The 16,814-nt window shown below is 64.7% G+C and carries 12 protein-coding genes and 2 tRNA genes; 9 read left to right on the top strand and 5 right to left on the bottom strand.

What is annotated here, in order from left to right:
* The first annotated feature begins 64 nt into the window (after nt 1-64).
* The 7 genes from glf (at nt 65) to F615_RS0100340 (ending at nt 8,863) form a co-directional block, all read left to right on the top strand.
* Entirely contained in the window at nt 65-1,171 is a 1,107-nt protein-coding gene (gene glf, locus F615_RS0100375) for a UDP-galactopyranose mutase (protein ID WP_019559186.1), read from the top strand.
* Nucleotides 1,168-2,898, top strand: a complete 1,731-nt coding sequence (gene msbA, locus F615_RS0100370) for a lipid A export permease/ATP-binding protein MsbA (protein ID WP_019559185.1) — start codon at nt 1,168-1,170, stop codon at nt 2,896-2,898. Before glf ends, msbA begins: the two co-directional genes overlap by 4 nt.
* 8 nt (nt 2,899-2,906) lie before the next feature.
* A complete protein-coding gene (locus tag F615_RS0100365) occupies nt 2,907-3,830 on the top strand; it encodes an alpha/beta fold hydrolase (RefSeq protein WP_019559184.1) in 924 nt (307 codons plus the stop codon).
* Between the two features lie 80 nt (nt 3,831-3,910).
* Nucleotides 3,911-5,015 (top strand): peptide chain release factor 2 gene (gene prfB, locus F615_RS0100355; protein WP_156824485.1). Its coding sequence is split into 2 segments (ribosomal slippage): nt 3,911-3,991 and nt 3,993-5,015, totalling 1,104 coding nucleotides; the frame shifts between segments, so codons are not numbered across the junction.
* An 11-nt stretch (nt 5,016-5,026) separates the two neighbouring features.
* A complete protein-coding gene (gene pepN / locus F615_RS0100350) occupies nt 5,027-7,705 on the top strand; it encodes an aminopeptidase N (protein WP_019559182.1) in 2,679 nt (892 codons plus the stop codon).
* 25 nt (nt 7,706-7,730) lie between these two features.
* Complete coding sequence (locus F615_RS0100345; RefSeq protein WP_019559181.1) at nt 7,731-8,747, top strand: class 1 fructose-bisphosphatase; 1,017 nt, start codon at nt 7,731-7,733, stop codon at nt 8,745-8,747.
* A gap of 40 nt (nt 8,748-8,787) precedes the next feature.
* A tRNA-Thr gene (locus F615_RS0100340) sits at nt 8,788-8,863 on the top strand.
* Between the two features lie 168 nt (nt 8,864-9,031).
* Here F615_RS0100340 and F615_RS0100335 read toward each other — a convergent pair.
* Nucleotides 9,032-10,366, bottom strand: coding sequence for a hemolysin family protein (locus tag F615_RS0100335; protein WP_019559180.1), 1,335 nt, complete (start codon nt 10,364-10,366; stop codon nt 9,032-9,034).
* A 72-nt stretch (nt 10,367-10,438) separates the two neighbouring features.
* On the opposite strand from F615_RS0100335, the gene F615_RS0100330 reads away from it, so the two are divergent.
* Nucleotides 10,439-11,263: a symmetrical bis(5'-nucleosyl)-tetraphosphatase gene (locus F615_RS0100330; RefSeq protein WP_019559179.1), complete on the top strand. Its 825-nt coding sequence runs from the start codon at nt 10,439-10,441 to the stop codon at nt 11,261-11,263.
* 3 nt (nt 11,264-11,266) lie between these two features.
* On the opposite strand, the gene ftsH is transcribed toward F615_RS0100330, so the two are convergent.
* From ftsH to F615_RS0100315, 3 genes are read right to left on the bottom strand one after another with little or no spacing between them, the layout of a single operon-like run.
* Nucleotides 11,267-13,129: an ATP-dependent zinc metalloprotease FtsH gene (gene ftsH, locus F615_RS0100325; RefSeq protein WP_019559178.1), complete on the bottom strand. Its 1,863-nt coding sequence runs from the start codon at nt 13,127-13,129 to the stop codon at nt 11,267-11,269.
* A gap of 27 nt (nt 13,130-13,156) precedes the next feature.
* Entirely contained in the window at nt 13,157-13,459 is a 303-nt protein-coding gene (locus F615_RS0100320; RefSeq protein ID WP_019559177.1) for a chaperone modulator CbpM, read from the bottom strand.
* Nucleotides 13,456-14,445, bottom strand: a complete 990-nt coding sequence (locus F615_RS0100315) for a DnaJ C-terminal domain-containing protein (protein ID WP_019559176.1) — start codon at nt 14,443-14,445, stop codon at nt 13,456-13,458. The genes F615_RS0100320 and F615_RS0100315 overlap by 4 nt, the downstream gene beginning before the upstream one ends.
* A gap of 364 nt (nt 14,446-14,809) precedes the next feature.
* Here F615_RS0100315 and F615_RS0100310 point away from each other — a divergent pair.
* Nucleotides 14,810-14,897, top strand: a tRNA-Ser gene (locus tag F615_RS0100310).
* A gap of 52 nt (nt 14,898-14,949) precedes the next feature.
* On the opposite strand, the gene F615_RS0100305 is transcribed toward F615_RS0100310, so the two are convergent.
* Nucleotides 14,950-16,803 (bottom strand): GGDEF domain-containing protein, encoded by a 1,854-nt coding sequence (locus F615_RS0100305; RefSeq protein ID WP_019559175.1) that lies wholly within the window; start codon nt 16,801-16,803, stop codon nt 14,950-14,952.
* Between the last annotated feature and the right edge of the window lie 11 nt (nt 16,804-16,814).

Genomic DNA, 16,814 nt, shown 5'->3' with positions numbered 1-16,814 from the left:
TCACGGTCGATGCGCTTAGTCAGATCAGACGGTCTTGATTCCCCACCCCCAGGAGTCCCGGAGCTTGAAACACCATGTTCTCATCGTTGGCGCCGGATTCGCCGGCGCCAGTGTCGCCCGCGTGCTGGCCGAAGCAGGCCATCGCTGCCATATCATCGACAAGCGTTCTCACATCGGTGGCAATGCCTATGACCACGTGGACGGGGCCGGCGTCCTGATCCATCCCTATGGCCCGCACATCTTTCACACCAACAGCAAGCGTGTGTTCGAGTTTCTCTCACGCTTCACCGATTGGCGTTTTTATGAACACCGAGTGTTGGCCCAAGTGAACGGAAAGCTGTATCCGATTCCGATCAATCGGACGACGCTCAACCAGCTGTATGGCCTGAACCTGACCGAAGAGCAGGCCAAAGAGTATTTGGAAAAGGTGCGTGAACCTCGCGACACCATTCGCACCAGTGAGGACGTGGTGCTCAACAGCGTGGGCAAAGACCTGTGCGAGAAGTTTTTCCGGGGCTACACCCGTAAACAGTGGGGACTGGACTTGTCCGAACTGTCTGCGGGCGTGGCGGCTCGGATCCCCACCCGCACGAATGACGACGACCGCTACTTCACCGACACCTATCAATTCATGCCCGCCCAGGGGTATGGCCAGATGTTCCGACGCATGTTGGATCATCCGTTGATCTCGATCGAACTGGAGACGGACTTCGCCCAGGTGCGGGATCGTTTCTCAGGCGCCCACGTGGTCTACACCGGCCCCATCGACGCCTATTTCAACCATTGCTATGGCAAGCTGCCTTACCGCAGCCTGCGCTTCGAGCATGAGCATTTGCCCGACGTGCCGCAGTTTCAAGCCGTGGGCACTGTCAATTACCCCAACGACCATGCCTACACTCGCATCACCGAGTTCAAACACCTGACCGGACAAACGCACACCGGCACATCGATCGTGCGGGAGTATCCTCAGGCCGAAGGGGATCCTTACTATCCGATCCCGCGCCCGGAGAACGAAGCTTTGTATAAAAAATACGCCGAGTTGGCCGACAAAGAAGAAACCGTGACGTTCATCGGCCGTCTGGCTCAGTACCGCTACTACAACATGGATCAGGTGGTGGCCGCTGCTCTGAAGGCCGCCGAGGATCTGCTTGCTCGTTGGAATCAGGAATGAGCCTCAAAGTCACCGCCAGACGTTTGCTGGAGTACATTCGTCCGCACAAGGCGGGTGTCATTCTCGGCATCATCTGCTTCTTCTCGTCAGCCGCCATCGAGCCGCTCGTGCCGGCATTGCTGAAGGTGTTGCTCGACAGCGGATTCAAAGCCGACATTGGCTTTCCCCTGTGGATGGTGCCACTGGTGGTGATCGGCCTGTTCGCCGTGCGTGGCGGGCTTGCGTTTTGTGGCACCTATCTCTTCAACTGGTCCACCTCACAAGCGGTGCTGAAGTTGCGCACCGACTTGCTGGCCGCGGTGATGCGAGCCGATGCCAGCCTGTACAGCCAGATGAGCCCCGGGGTGATGGCCACCCGGGTCATCAATGACCCCCAAAGCGCCACCCAATCGCTGGCCGGCGCATTGACCACGCTGCTGCGTGACGGCACGACGCTGGTGGCCTTGCTGGGCTATCTTTTTTACCTCAATTGGCAATTGACGCTGGTGTCGCTGCTGACGATGCCGGTGTTGGCCTATGTCGTCAAAACGGTCCAGCGCAGGGTGCTCCAGGTTGGAGGCCGCGCCTATGACACGCAGTTGAAGTTGGTCGGCATCGTGGACGACATCAGCCGCGCATGGCGCGTGGTGCGCACCTTCGATGCCGAGGAATTCGAACGCCGCCGCTTCAGCGAGGAAGCCACCCGCCTGCGCCGGTTGGTGCTGAAGAACGTCGCAGCGGCCTCGTCGATGACCCCGCTGACACAGGTGGTCGCCAGCACGGGAGTCGCGTTGATTTTGACGCTGGCACTGATCCAGGCCAACCGGGGTGAGGCGTCCGTCGGGGAGTTCGTGGCCTTCATCACGGCGCTTCTGATGACCATCTCTCCGATGCGTCATCTGACCGACGTGACCCAGCCGATCATCGGTGGATTGATCGGTGCACGCGCCTGTTTCGGTCTCATGGACACCCCTCCAGAACCCGATCCGGGGACGAAACTGATCGACACGAACACCTGCAAAGGGCATATCGAATTCCGCGACGTGAGCGTGCGCTACCCAGGCAGCGAGCAGTTGGCGTTGAACCGATTGAGCCTGGAGGTGCCTCCGGGGAAAACCGTGGCCTTGGTGGGCCCTTCCGGATCGGGCAAGTCCACCGTGATCAATGCGATGCTGGGCTTCGTGGCGCCTGCCGAAGGGCGGATCACCTTGGACGGCATCGATGTGCAAGACGTCCGCAAAGTGTCCTTGCGCCGCCAGTTTGCCGTGGTTTCGCAAGACATCGTGCTCTTCGACGGCCCGATCGCCGACAACGTGGCCTACGCCCAGCCGAAGGATCCCGCACGCATCGAAGCCGCTTTGCGGGCTGCCAATCTCTGGGACTTCGTTCAGGCGCAACCCGAAGGGCTCCAGGCCACGATTGGCACCAACGGCAGCAAGCTGTCCGGCGGACAGCGTCAACGTTTGGCCATTGCCCGAGCGCTGTACAAAAACGCCCGCATCTGGGTCTTCGACGAAGCCACTTCGGCGCTGGATACCGAGTCGGAACGCATCGTCCAGCAGTCCATCGAACAGTGGCACGGCGAAAAGACCTTGATCTTGATCGCCCACCGGCTCAGCACGGTGCGCAATGCAGACATCATTTATGTGTTGGCCGAGGGTCGGGTGCTCGAATCCGGACGGCATGATGACTTGATGCAGCGCAACGGGTTGTACGCCAGCATGGTGCGCGCCCAAGCTTTGGAGTGAGTGGGGTCATGGTCCCGGCCGATGGCAGCCATCCCTATGTCGTGCGCCGGCCATCGGAGTCGACCTTCCTCACCATCCGGGGCCTGCGCTATCACGTGCGCCGCTGGGGCTCGCCCGAGTGGGTGAGGCCAGAATCCCCGGCGCTGGTGATGCTGCATGGTTGGATGGACGTGGGAGCCTCCTTCCAGTTCGTGGTCGATGCGATGGTCTCGCCGCGCTACGTGCTCGCCCCCGACTGGCGTGGCTTCGGGCTCAGTCAGGCCGCTTCGTCCGACAGCTACTGGTTTGCCGACTACCTGGGCGATCTGGACGCCCTGCTCGACGAGCTGTTGCCCGGACAGCAGGTGGACCTGCTGGGCCACAGCATGGGGGGCAATGTGGCCATGCTCTATGCGGGGATTCGCCCGCAACGCATCCGCCGGCTCGTCAACCTCGAAGGCTTCGGCCTGCCCGCCAGCCAGCCCGACCACGCGCCCAAGCACTATGCCGCCTGGCTGGATGAGCTGAAGATGCCGCAGAGCTTGCACCCCTACCCCAGCCTGGAGGCCGTGGCCCAGCGCCTGCGTCGCAACAATCCATTGCTGCGCCCGGAATTGGCCGCCTGGCTGGCCCCGCACTGGGCGCGCCAGCGCGACGATGGTTGGTGGGAGATCCTCGCCGACCCGGCGCACAAACGACGTCATGCGGTGCTCTACCGCAAGGAAGAAGCCCTGGCCTGCTGGACCGCCATCACGGCGCCAGTGTTGTGGGTGGAAGGCGACCGCACCGACATGGCCCGCTGGTGGGGGCAGCGCTATTCGCGCGCCGAGTTCGAGGAGCGGCTCCAGGTGGTCAGGCAGCTGCAGCGCCGCGTGCTTTCGCCGGCCGGCCACATGCTGCATCACGACCAACCCGAGGCGCTGGCGGCCCATCTCGAGGCCTTCCTGCGCTGAGCCCATGCGAAAATGCTTCTTTTCGCAGTACATGCTGCGCGGCGAGATTTTGGCCGCCGCCCACGAACAAGGACAGCATCATGGAAGCAGAACGCATCAACCTCATCGGCACCACGTTGGAAGACCTGCGCGAGCGCACCAGCGAGCTACGGAGGTATCTTTGACTGGGACCAAAAGTCCATCCGCCTGAGCGAGGTCAACGCCGCCCTGGAAGACCCGGCCGTCTGGAACGATCCCAAGCGGGCTCAGGAATTGGGTCGAGAGAAGAAGTCGCTGGAAGCCGTGGTTGACACGATCGCCCGGCTGGAGCGCGAGCTGGCCGACAACCTCGAGCTCTACGAAATGAGTCGCGCCGAGAACGACCTCGATGGCTTGCAGGCCATCGAGGCCGAAGCGGCGGCACTGGCCCGCGAGGTCGAGCAGCTGGAGTTCCGGCGCATGTTCAGCAACCCGGCCGACCCGAACAACTGCTTCATCGACATCCAGGCCGGCGCCGGCGGCACGGAAGCCTGCGACTGGGCCAGCATGTTGCTGCGCCAGTATTTGCGCTACTGTGAGCGCAAGGGTTTCAAGGCCGAGGTGTTGGAGGAGTCTCCCGGGGATGTGGCGGGCATCAAGAGCGCCACGATCAAGGTGGAGGGGGACTATGCTTTTGGCTACCTGCGCACCGAAACCGGCGTGCACCGATTGGTGCGCAAAAGCCCGTTCGATTCATCCGGCGGTCGCCACACGTCCTTTGCCAGCGTGTTCGTCTACCCCGAGGTGGACGATTCGATCGAGGTCGAGATCAACCCTGCCGACGTGCGCACCGACACCTTCCGAGCCAGCGGCGCCGGGGGGCAGCACATCAACAAAACCGATTCGGCCGTGCGCCTGACACACATTCCCACCGGAATCGTGGTGCAGTGCCAGACCAGTCGCAGCCAACACAGCAACCGCGAAGAGGCCTGGCGCATGCTGCGCGCGCGCTTGTACGAACACGAGATGCGCAAGCGCATGGCCGAGCAGCAAAAGCTCGAAGACAGCAAGACCGACGTGGGCTGGGGGCACCAGATCCGCTCCTACGTGCTCGACCAAAGCCGCATCAAGGATTTGCGCACCAACGTGGAAATCTCCAACACCCAGAAAGTGCTCGATGGCGACCTGGATGCGTTCATCGAGGCCAGCCTCAAGCAAGGCATCTAAGGAGCCGGACCATGCGCGAAGGCAGCTCCCCCCTGATCCGGCGCGAGGATTACACCGCGCCGGCTTATTGGATCCGCAACGTCGACCTCAGCTTCGATCTCGACCCGGCCAAGACGCTGGTGGTCAACCGGATGCACATCGAACGCAATGCCGCGGCCGCCCCAGGCCAGCCGCTGCGGCTGGATGGCGAGGATCTCAACCTGACCCGGGTGTTGGTCAATGGTGAGTCGGTGTCCTTCCGTGTCGAGCAGCAGCAACTGGTGATCGAGAACCTGCCTGAGGAGCCGTTCACGCTGGAGGTGCGCACCACCTGCGCCCCCGAGAAGAACACTCAGCTGTCGGGCCTATACACCTCGGGTGGTGGCTTTTTCACTCAGTGCGAGGCCGAGGGCTTCCGCCGCATCACCTACTACCTCGACCGCCCGGACGTGATGGCCACCTTCAACGTCACGATCAAGGCCGATGCCGAGAAGTACCCGGTGCTGCTGTCCAACGGCAACCTCGTCGAGCAAGGCCGGCTCGAGGGCGGCAAGCACTATGCGAAGTGGGTGGACCCCCATCCCAAGCCCAGCTACCTGTTTGCGCTGGTGGCCGCCAAGCTCGTGTGCCGTGAACAACGGATCCGTTCCCGCTCGGGTCGCGAGCATTTGTTGCAGGTGTATGTGCGCGCCGGCGATCTAGACAAGACCGAGCACGCGATGAACTCGCTCATCGCGGCGGTGGCCTGGGATGAAGCCCGCTTTGGCCTGTCGCTCGACCTCGACCGCTTCATGATCGTGGCCGTGAGCGACTTCAACATGGGGGCCATGGAAAACAAGGGCCTCAACATCTTCAACACCAAGTACGTGCTGGCCAACCCGGCCACGGCCACCGATGCGGATTACGCCGGCATCGAAAGCGTGGTGGGACATGAATACTTCCACAACTGGACGGGCAACCGCATCACCTGCCGGGATTGGTTCCAACTCTCGCTCAAAGAGGGCCTGACCGTCTTTCGCGACCAAGAGTTCAGCCAGGACTTGGTGGCGCACAGCCCCAGCGCCCGGGCCGTCAAGCGCATCGAGGATGTGCGCACCTTGCGCCAACACCAGTTCCCCGAGGATGCGGGCCCGATGGCCCACCCGGTGCGACCCGACAGTTATGTCGAGATCAATAACTTCTACACCGCCACGGTCTATGACAAAGGCGCCGAGGTGGTGCGCATGATGCAAACCCTGGTCGGGCGCGAGGGGTTCGCGCGGGGAATGACGCTGTACGTCCAGCGCCATGACGGCCAGGCCGTCACCTGCGACGACTTCGCGCAGGCCATTGCCGATGCCAACCCCGGCAGCATGCTGGCAACGCACCTGGAGGCGTTCAAGCGCTGGTACAGCCAGGCTGGCACGCCCCGCCTGCGCGCACGTGGTCGTTACGACCCCGATGCCCGCACCTACACGCTGGAGCTGTCCCAGCAGGGTCTGCCCTCACCTGGGCAGCCGGACAAGCAACCCTGGGTGATCCCCGTGAGCATGGGTTTGATCGGCCCTGGCGGTGAGCCCTTGCCGCTGCAGCTGGCCGGCGAAGACGCCCCGGTGGGGACCGAGCGTGTGCTCGTGCTGCACCAAGCGCGCCAGCTGTTCGAGTTCGTGGGCGTGGACGCCGCACCGGTGCCGTCGTTGCTGCGTGGATTTTCCGCGCCCGTGCTGTTGGACGACGGACTCAGCGATGCCGATTTGCTGCATCTGCTGAACCATGATGCGGATGCCTTCAACCGCTGGGAAGCTGGCCAACGCCTGGCAATGAACCGGATGTTGGGCGCCATTCGCAGCGGTCAGATGCTGCATCTGGATGCGGCCTTCATCGAAGCGATGCGTGGTGTGCTGCGCCACCCCGGGCTCGATGCCGCCTTCAAGGAACTGGTGCTGACGCTGCCCAGCGAAGGCTATCTGGCCGAACAGCTCGACGAAGTCGATCCGCAGCGCATCCACGCCGTGCGCGAAGCGGCCCGGCTGCAACTGGCTCTGGCGCTGCAGCGTGATTGGGAATGGGCTTACGAGACCCATCAGGTGCGCGGCGGCTACAGCCCCGATCCGGTGTCGGCCGGACGTCGCGCCTTGGCCAATCTGGCGCTGGCCCATCTTTGCCTGGCCGCGGCCCAGACGGGCGATCCGGTGTGGCCGGGGCGGACCTATCAGCGCTTCAAGGATGCCACCAACATGACCGACCGCCTGGGCGCGCTCAATGCCCTGGTCAACAGCCATGCCGAATTGGCCCCGGCGGCGCTGGAACGCTTCCACGCGATGTTCCGCCACGAAGCGCTGGTGATCGACAAATGGTTCGCACTGCAAGCCTCGGCCAGCGAGAAGGACGGCCGCGTCTTCGCACGCTGCCGGGCCTTGTTGTCGCATCCGGACTTCTCGCTGCGCAATCCCAACCGGGCGCGCAGCCTGATCACTGCGCTGTGCTTCATGAACCCGGCCGCCTTCCATCGCACCGATGCGGCCGGCTATGTGTTCTGGGCCGACCGTGTGCTGGAGCTCGATCCCATCAACCCACAACTGGCCGCTCGCGTGGCCCGGGCCATGGATCGTTGGAAGCAGTTGGCCGAACCCTATCGCAGCGCCGCGCGCGAGGCCATCGCCCGCGTGGCGGCCAAAGCCGAGTTGAGCAAAGACGTGCGCGAAATCGTCACCCGCGCCCTGGCCGATTGATGGCAAGACACCTCGAGGACACGACATGGGCAAGAGAATCAGCCTGACTCAATACCTGATCGAGCAGCAGCGCATGCATGGCCACATCCCAGCCCAGCTGCGCCTGCTCATCGAGGTCGTGGCGCGAGCCTGCAAGCGCATCGCCATCAGCGTCAACAAAGGGGCGCTGGGCGACGTGCTGGGCAGCGCCGGCACCGAGAACGTGCAGGGCGAAGTGCAGAAAAAGCTCGATGTGATCTGCAACGAGGTGCTGATCGAAGCCAATGAATGGGGCGGTCACCTGGCGGCCATGGCCTCGGAGGAAATGGACGGCATTTACGTGGTGCCGAATCGATTTCCGCAAGGGGAGTACCTGTTGCTGTTCGATCCGCTGGATGGATCGTCCAACATCGACGTCAACGTGAGCATCGGCACCATTTTCTCGGTGCTGAAGAAGCCGGATGACCATGCCGGCGTGAGCGAGCAAGACTTCTTGCAGCCAGGCTCCAAGCAGGCCGCCGCCGGCTACTGCATCTACGGTCCGCAGACCACGCTGGTGCTCACCGTGGGCGATGGCGTGGCCATGTTCACCCTCGATCGCGAGCAGGGCTCTTGGGTGCTCACCCAGGACGGGGTGACGATCCCGGAGGACACCAAGGAATTCGCGATCAACATGAGCAACATGCGCCACTGGGCCCCACCGGTGAGGCGTTACATCGACGAATGCCTGGCCGGCAAGGACGGCCCGCGTGGCAAGGACTTCAACATGCGCTGGGTGGCCTCGATGGTGGCCGACGTGCACCGCATCCTCACCCGCGGCGGCATTTTCATGTACCCCTGGGACAAGCGCGAGCCCGACAAGCCCGGCAAGCTGCGCCTGATGTACGAGGCCAACCCGATGAGCTTCATCGTCGAGCAAGCCGGCGGGGCCGCCACCAATGGGCAGCAGCGCATCCTGGACATCCAGCCCAGCAAGCTGCACGAGCGCGTCAGCGTGATCCTGGGGTCGAAGAACGAGGTCGAGCGTGTGACCGCCTACCATCGGGAAGCCGGCGGCGCTTGACCTGCAGTCTGCGATTCTTGCTAGAATTGCGTTCTTTGCTGCCGGTGTAGCTCAGTTGGTAGAGCAGCGCATTCGTAATGCGAAGGTCACCAGTTCGAATCCGGTCACCGGCACCAAATCGGCTTACAACATCGCCATCCCCAAGAGCCCTTCGTCGAACCGGGGCCCGACGTGAGATCGGGCCCCGGTTCTTTTTGGGGCCTGCGTTGATGGGGCCCGTGTTGATGGGGCCACATCAGAGTGGCCCCCACGACAGGCACGCCCGATGCACGAGCCCCCTCTGGTCACCCTTGACGGCGCGGCTGCGTGCCAAAGACCTCGGCGGGCCCGCTGTCTTCGGGCAGGCGGGTGGCCAGCACCTTGTCGATGCGCTTGCCATCCATATCGACCACTTCGAAGCGCCAGCCTCCCCATTGCACCGTGTCGGTGACCTGCGGCAGGCGCCCGAGCAGCAGCATCACCATGCCGGCCAGGGTGTTGTAGCGGCCGCGGTCCTCTTCGGGCAGGTCTTTCAAGCCCAATCGGTCTTTCAGTTCCGGCACCGGAATGAGGCCATCGATCAACCATGAGCCGTCCTCGCGCGGGACCGCCCAGGCCTCGTCCGGCTCGGCGGTGTGGAATTCCCCGGTGATGGCCTCCAGCACGTCTTGCAAGGTGATCACGCCTTGGACCTCACCGTACTCGTCGACCACGAACACCATTTGCATGCTCGAGGCCCGAAAGCTCTCGAGCAGCTCCATCCCCGTGAGCGTTTCTGGCACGAACACCGGCGCTTGCAGGTTTTCGGTCAGGCGGATCTCCCGCCCCTGGGCCATCTGCTGCAGCAACTGCCGGGCGGTGACCACGCCCAGCACGTCGTCCAACCCACCGCGGCACACGGGATAGCGGGAATGCTCGGCCTGGGCGATGGTGGCCAGGGCCTGCTCCACCGGCGCCTGGGCATCGAGCCAAACGATGTCACCGCGCGGGATCATCATCGAGCTGATCGGTCGCTCGTCGAGGCGGAAGACATTGCGCACCATTTGATGCTCGTGCGCTTCGATGACGCCGGCATCGACGCCTTCTTCCAAACTGGCAGCGATCTCCTCCTCGGTGACGCCGCGGTGGGGTTGGTCGGTGATGCCCAGCAAGCGCAGCACCGTGGCCGTGGCCCAGGACAACAGCACCACGAAGGGACGCGCGGCCAATGACAACCACTCCATCGGGCGGGCCACCAAACGTGCCACGGTCTCGGGGTACATTTGTCCCAGGCGCTTGGGCACCAGCTCGCCGAAGATGATGGTCAAGAAGGTGATGATGACCACCACGATGCCCGTGGACACCACGCTGGCCACCGTGGCCTGCAGGTTCCACACATGCATCATCCATTCGGCCAAGGGCGCGGCGAAGGCCGCCTCACCGACGATGCCGTTGAGGATGCCGATCGAGGTGATGCCGATCTGTACCGTGGAGAGAAACTTGGTGGGGTTGTCGTGCAGCGCCATGGCGGCCGAGGCCCCTGCCGCGCCGTTTTCCACCAGCACTTGGAGGCGGGCTTTGCGTGCGGCGGTCAACGCCATTTCCGACATCGCAAATGCACCGTTGAGCACGATGAGGAAGATCAGTATCGCAACGTCCATGCAGCGCCCCGCGCCTCGCCGGCGCGGGGAAAGTGGTCTATTCGGACGGGCAAGCGTAGCAGAATCGCAGCCATGATCTATCTCATCGGAGACTTGCAAGGCTGTTGCGACGCACTGGATCGCCTGCTGGCCGAGCTCGGGTTTTCCCCCTCACGCGACCAGTTGTACCTGCTGGGCGATTTGGTCAACCGGGGTCCGTCTTCGTTGCAGGTGCTGCAGCGCCTGGTGTCTTTCGGCGACTCGGCCACTTGTATGCTGGGCAATCACGACTTGCATTTGCTGGCCGTCGCGCATGGCGTGCGTCGGCCCCATCGCAGCGACACGCTGGCGCCGATCCTGGATTCGGCACAGCGCGAGCAGTGGATCGAGTGGCTGCGCCAGCAGCGCCTGGCCGTGCAGGCGCACGGCTGGTTGATGGTGCACGCCGGTGTGGTGCCTCAGTGGGACGCGGCCCAAACCCTGAGACTGGCCGCCGAAGTCGAAACGCATCTGCGCAGTGAGGCCCTGGGCGAATTCCTACAAGTGATGTACGGCAACGAACCCGCGTGCTGGCAAGACGATTTGCAGGGGCATGATCGCTTGCGCTTCGTGGTCAACACCCTGACACGCATTCGCTATTGCAGCGCCGAGGGTTGTTTGGAGTTCACCACGAAAGAGGGTTTGGAGGCCGCGCCGGCGGGCTACTATCCGTGGTTCGAGGTACCGGGCCGACGCACGGCCGGCACGCCCGTGGCTTTTGGCCATTGGTCGACCTTGGGGCTGATCAATCGACCGGACTTGCTGGCCATCGACACCGGTTGTGTGTGGGGCGGATGCTTGACCGCCGTGCGCATCGACGGGGGGCGGCGCGAGGTGACCCAAGTCGCATGCGCCCAAGCCCAAGTACCGGGCCGCTGAGGTTCACGCAGCGCTCGACGCCGCCTGCGGGGCCTGCACCGGACGCAAGGACTGGGTCAATTCCTGCAAGGCCGCCTCGTCCAGCGTCTCGCGCGCCAGCAACTCGCGAGCCCCGCGCTCGAGCACATCGCGGTGCGAGCGCAGCAGCTCCAAGGCACGATCGAAAGCGCGCGTGACGATCTCGCGCACGGCTTCATCGATGCGGTGCTGGGTGTCCGGGCTGATGTGCCGCGCCGGCTGCAGCGCGCCGGGCACCTCCAGGAACCGCGTGGGCTGGGCGTCATAGGCCACATGCCCCAGGCCCTCGACCATGCCGTAGCGCGTGACCATGTCGCGCGCGATGTCGGTCACGCGCGCCAAATCGTCGGCCGCACCGGTGGACCAGTGATCGAACACCAGTTTTTCGGCCGCCCGCCCCCCGAGCAACACCATCAGCTTGTGTTCGAGCTCTTCTCGCGTCATCAGGAAACGGTCCTCGGTGGGGCGTTGGATGGTGTAGCCCAGCGCGCCGATGCCACGCGGGATGATCGAGACCTTGTGCACGGTGTCGGTCCCGGGCAGGGACAGCGCCACCAGCGCATGGCCCATTTCGTGGTAGGCGACGATCTCGCGCTCGCGTGGGTTGAGCACGCGATTTTTCTTTTCCAAGCCAGCGACGATGCGCTCGATGGCCACGGTGAAGTCCTGCAGCTCCACCTCGGCAGCACCCCGCCGGGTGGCGGCCAAAGCCGCCTCGTTGCACAGATTGGCCAAGTCCGCCCCGGAAAAGCCGGTGGTCAGCGCGGCGATTTGCTCCAGGTCCGTCTGTGGCGACAGGCGGATCTTCTTGACGTGCACCTTCAGAATCTGCACACGGCCGGCCTTGTCCGGTCGGTCCACCAGCACCTGGCGGTCGAAGCGCCCGGCTCGCAGCAACGCGGGATCGAGAATCTCGGGGCGGTTGGTCGCAGCCAAGAGCACGAGGCCGGAGGTGGAGTCAAAGCCGTCGAGCTCGACCAGCAGCTGGTTGAGCGTCTGCTCACGCTCGTCATGCCCGCCGACGGCGCCGGCCGCCCCCCGGGCTCGGCCCAGGGCATCGAGCTCATCGATGAAGATGATGGCCGGCGCCTTCGCACGGGCCTGCTCGAACAGGTCGCGCACGCGTGCTGCGCCCACACCGACGAACATTTCGACGAACTCAGAGCCCGAAATGCTGAAGAAGGGCACCCCGGCTTCACCGGCCACGGCCTTGGCCAGCAAGGTCTTGCCTGTGCCCGGTGGGCCCACCAGCAGCACGCCTTTGGGGCTGCGCGCACCCAGCCGGCCCTGCCCTTGCGGGTCTTTCAAGAAGGCGACGATTTCCTGCAGCTCGGCCTTGGCCTCATCCACCCCGGCCACATCGGCAAAGGTCACGCCCGTGTCTTTTTCGACGTAGATCTTCGCGCGGCTTTTGCCGATGCTCATGAAGCCGCCCATGCCCTGCTTTTCGGCGAAGCGGCGCACCAGGAAGAACCACACGCCGAAGAACACCAAGGCCGGCACGACCCAGGACAGCAAATCGCGCAAGAAGGTGCTCTCGACCACCCGGGTGTAAGGCACGCCATATTGCGACAAGCGCTCGGCCAGCGCGGGCTCGACCCGGTTGGCCACGATGACGCTCGTGCCGCGCGGCTCGGGGTTCTTGAGCTTGCCCGTCAGCGTGGTTTCACCGACCACCACCTCGGCCACGCGGCCTTCGGCCAGCGCACGCTCGAATTCGCTGTAGGGCACCGGCTCGACCAAGCGCTGGCTTTGCCACAGGTTTTGCAGCGACAAAAGCGCCAGCAGCGCCAGCAACCAGTAGCCCACATTCCAGCGGGTTTGCGCATCGGGGGATTTCATCGCCATGGTCTGCTCCTCACGAAGGACGGCTCGTCAACCCACGAAACGGGCCAGCTGACTGCGCAGCGCCTCGATTTCTTCATGCATGTCCGCCACCAGGGCCGCCAACTCCGGCACGGCATCGAAATGCCGCTCCAGATGCACCATGTAGCGCACACGGCGCAGCGCGGCTGCATCAAAACGCCAGGCCGATTCGCCATCGGCACTGCACGGCGCGATCAAGCCAGCGCGCACCCGCTCCAGCACCCATTCGGGGCTGACCAGGGCACAACGGCACAGGGCCTGCAGGTCGAGCAAGGTCTGATCGCCTGCGAGGGTCGAAACCAAGCGGGTCATGAGCGGGCACCTCCAGACTCGGCATCGGCCGCCGCCTGCCGACGCGCATCGAACTGCGGCAAAGCGGCCGCCATTTGCTCATACAGCTCTCGCGCCTTCGGGTGGTGGGCGCTGGGCAGGATCACGCGCACGATCAACTCGAGATCGCCGGGCGGTTGACTGGGCAACCCCTGGCCCCGGACGGTGAGGTGCTGACCGCTTTGCGCGCCGGCAGGCACCCGCACCCGCAAGGTCTGTCCCCCGGGCAGGCTCAAGGGCACCACCGCGCCAAGCGCCGCTTCCCACGGAGCCACGGGCAGCTCGGTGATCAGGGTGTTGCCATCCAGGCGGAAGCGCGGGTCGGGACGGAACTGCACTTCCAGGTACAAGTCGCCCGGCGCCGCTGCCCCGGGCCCGGCCCCGCCTTGGCCGGCCAGCCGGATCAACTGCCCTGGCCGCACGCCGCGCGGAATCTGCACCTGCAAGGTGCGGGTCGTCAAGCGCACGCGGCCGTCGGCATCGACCTGGGGGCTGCGCAGGGTGATTTCCTTCTGGGCGCCCAGCCAGGCATCGGCCAAATCGAGCACGATGCGGGCATGGTGATCCTCGCCCCGGCCGACCGAGGCCCGCGCGCCGGCAGCCCGGCTGCGCGCGCCCATGCGACCGAACAACTCGGCAAAGAAGTCGCTGACATCGTGCAGATCGACTTCTTCGAAGCTGTCGGGGCTGAATTCGAAGCCCGCATCCCAATCGGGCGGCGGGGTGAAGGGCTCACCAGCACGGCGGCCCGCGCCCACGGCATCATAGGCGGCGCGCCGCTGCGGGTCGGACAGCACGGCATAAGCTTCATTGACTTCGCTCATGCGTGTCGCGGCATCCGGCTCGCGGCTGACGTCCGGATGGTATTTGCGTGCCAGGCGCCGGTAGGCCTGCTTGATTTGATCGGCCGTGGCATCGCGTGGCACGCCCAGGACCCGGTAGTAATCTTTGAACTGCGCCATCGGCATGACTCCCGAATGCCTGTCAAGTGACGGCAACCCGCTGCCGTTTCAAGCCCCCGCGGCCGGCTGCGGCGCCATGAGGCAGGTAAACTTCGGACTTTGGCATCATCGTCGGCGCAAGACGATGACAGGGGCTTGACGGGGATCAAGTCCCGCAGGGACTTGGGGCGGTGCCCATATCGCGCAGCGATGTGAGCGCCGACCAAAACCGGCAATTCATTGAAGATACAGCGAATTTTGGAAGCGTGGCAGAGTGGTCGATTGCACCGGTCTTGGTCAAGTCCCGCAGGGACTTGGGGCGGTGCCCATATCGCGCAGCGATGTGAGCGCCGACCAAAGCCGGCACTTCAGTGAAGATTCAGTGAATTTTGGAAGCGTGGCAGAGTGGTCGATTGCACCGGTCTTGAAAACCGGCAACCCGCAAGGGTTCGTGAGTTCGAATCTCACCGCTTCCGCCAAAGCTAGCCGCTCAGCCGCCAGCGCGCATGGCTGGGCCGTCTGGGCCGCATCTCAAGCCACGCAGGTGCGGTTCTTGCCCGTGCGCTTGGCCTCGTAAAGCGCCTCGTCCGCGCGGTCCAGGGCTTCTTCGAGACGCTCGCCCGGGCGAAAGACGGTCACCCCCGCCGAGAAGGTGACGAACACCTGACGTTGGTCATGCATGAAGAAATTGGCCGACAGTGTGCGCTGCAGCCGCGTGAGCACGACACGAGCTTCCTCGGCGGTGGTTTGCGGCAGCAACACGACGAATTCCTCGCCGCCATACCGCGCCACGGTGTCCATGGGCCGCAGCGCCTGCTTGACATGTGCTGCCAGAAACTTGAGCGCTTCATCGCCGGTTTGGTGGCCCAGGGTGTCGTTGAGCTTTTTGAAGTTGTCGATGTCGAGCAAGCCGATGGCGAGTTCGCCGCCTTGCCGCTGTAGGCGTGCCTGCTCGACCTCGAAGGCTTGGATGAGCCCGCGGCGGTTGGCGACCTCGGTCAGCGGGTCGGTGGAGACCTCGGCCGACAGACGCTGCAACTCGGCCTCCAGTTCACGCACGCGCTGCTGCAAGGCCTCGGCCTGAGCGTGTTCGCTGCGCAACTGTTCGTGCGTGTCGTGCACCGCGGTCTGCACGTTGCGGGTGTCTTCGACCAGCTCTTTGACGACGCTGGCCAAGCTTTCCAGGGTGTCGGCCTGTTCGATGACCTGCACGTAGCGGTCCATGCGGTCCTGGAAGCGCCCGGTGTGGGCCCCGAGCTCACCAATGCGCTGGACCATGCTGTTGATGAGCTGTTTGATCATGTCGCGCGAACGCGCGCGCTCGGCTTTGATCTCGCCTTGGCGACTGCGAGCGGCATGCAGCAGGTGGCTGACCGAACGCACGCTGCGCGCGGTGAGCCCCGCGCGCAGATGCTCGCGCATCAAAGCGGCTTGCCCTTGTACCCAGCTGCCGTCTTCGGCCAGCTCGCCCAGGCTGGCACTGAGTTCGTCACACAGGCCTCGCAGCTGGTCGGTGAGGTGGGCGCGATGACTCAGCAAGCGCTTGGCATCAGCAGCCCAGCCGCGCCAGTCTTCGGCCAGGTCTTCGTCGGGCTGGGTCGCCAAGGGGGCCAACAGATCGGCCAGCCGGGCGCGCAGGCGCATGCAGCGCGGGTCGTCTTCGGGCAGGGCCTCGGTGATGGCCTGCGCCAGATCGGCCACGACCTCGCCCCAAGACCGGTCCAGGCCCTGCGCGGGCTGCGGCAAGCCGGCCAGCAGGGGGTCGTCCAGGGGCGCCGGCTGGGTCGGCGTCGCTGCGCCGCCGGCCAGTGCATCGGCCAGCACCGGGTCGTCGGCCAGCACCGGGGACTCCGCAGGCGCATCGCTGTCCCAGGTCGCCACGAGGTGCTGCAGGCGCTGCCGCAGGCGCGCCGGATCGCCACGGCTGGCGGCCAGCACCCGTTGCAAGCTTTCTTTCTTGCGGGCGCTGGTCCACAGCCGGCCGCCACGCTCCACGCCTTTGACCAGGCGCTGGATCAGGCTGGCCCAGACCTGGGCATCGCCACCGGCACCTTCCGGAACATCGGCCAGCCAGCGTTCGGCCTGCTCATGGCGACCGCGGGCCAGGGCCTCCAGCAGCGGGGCAGGATCGGCGTGTAGGCGCTGGGCCAGCTGCTCGATGAGGCGCTGCACCGCCGGCGGCAGGACCAAGGCGTCGGGGGATTCTCCGGCTTCGGCGCGGTAGGCTCGCAGGTAGTTTTCGGGGGTGGGCTCCAGCCGGTTCAGCGCCAGGCGACGCAGGGCCGCTTTGGCGATTTGGGCCGGTGTCTGGACCGATCCCAGCGGGGCCGGCTGGGTGGCGCCTGCAGGAGAACGCGAATCGGGAGAAGACGGCAAGGAGCTCATGGACGGCAGGC

The organism is Caldimonas manganoxidans ATCC BAA-369 (assembly GCF_000381125.1).
Taxonomy (GTDB): domain Bacteria; phylum Pseudomonadota; class Gammaproteobacteria; order Burkholderiales; family Burkholderiaceae_C; genus Caldimonas; species Caldimonas manganoxidans.
This window is presented reverse-complemented; position numbering and strand designations above follow the sequence as displayed.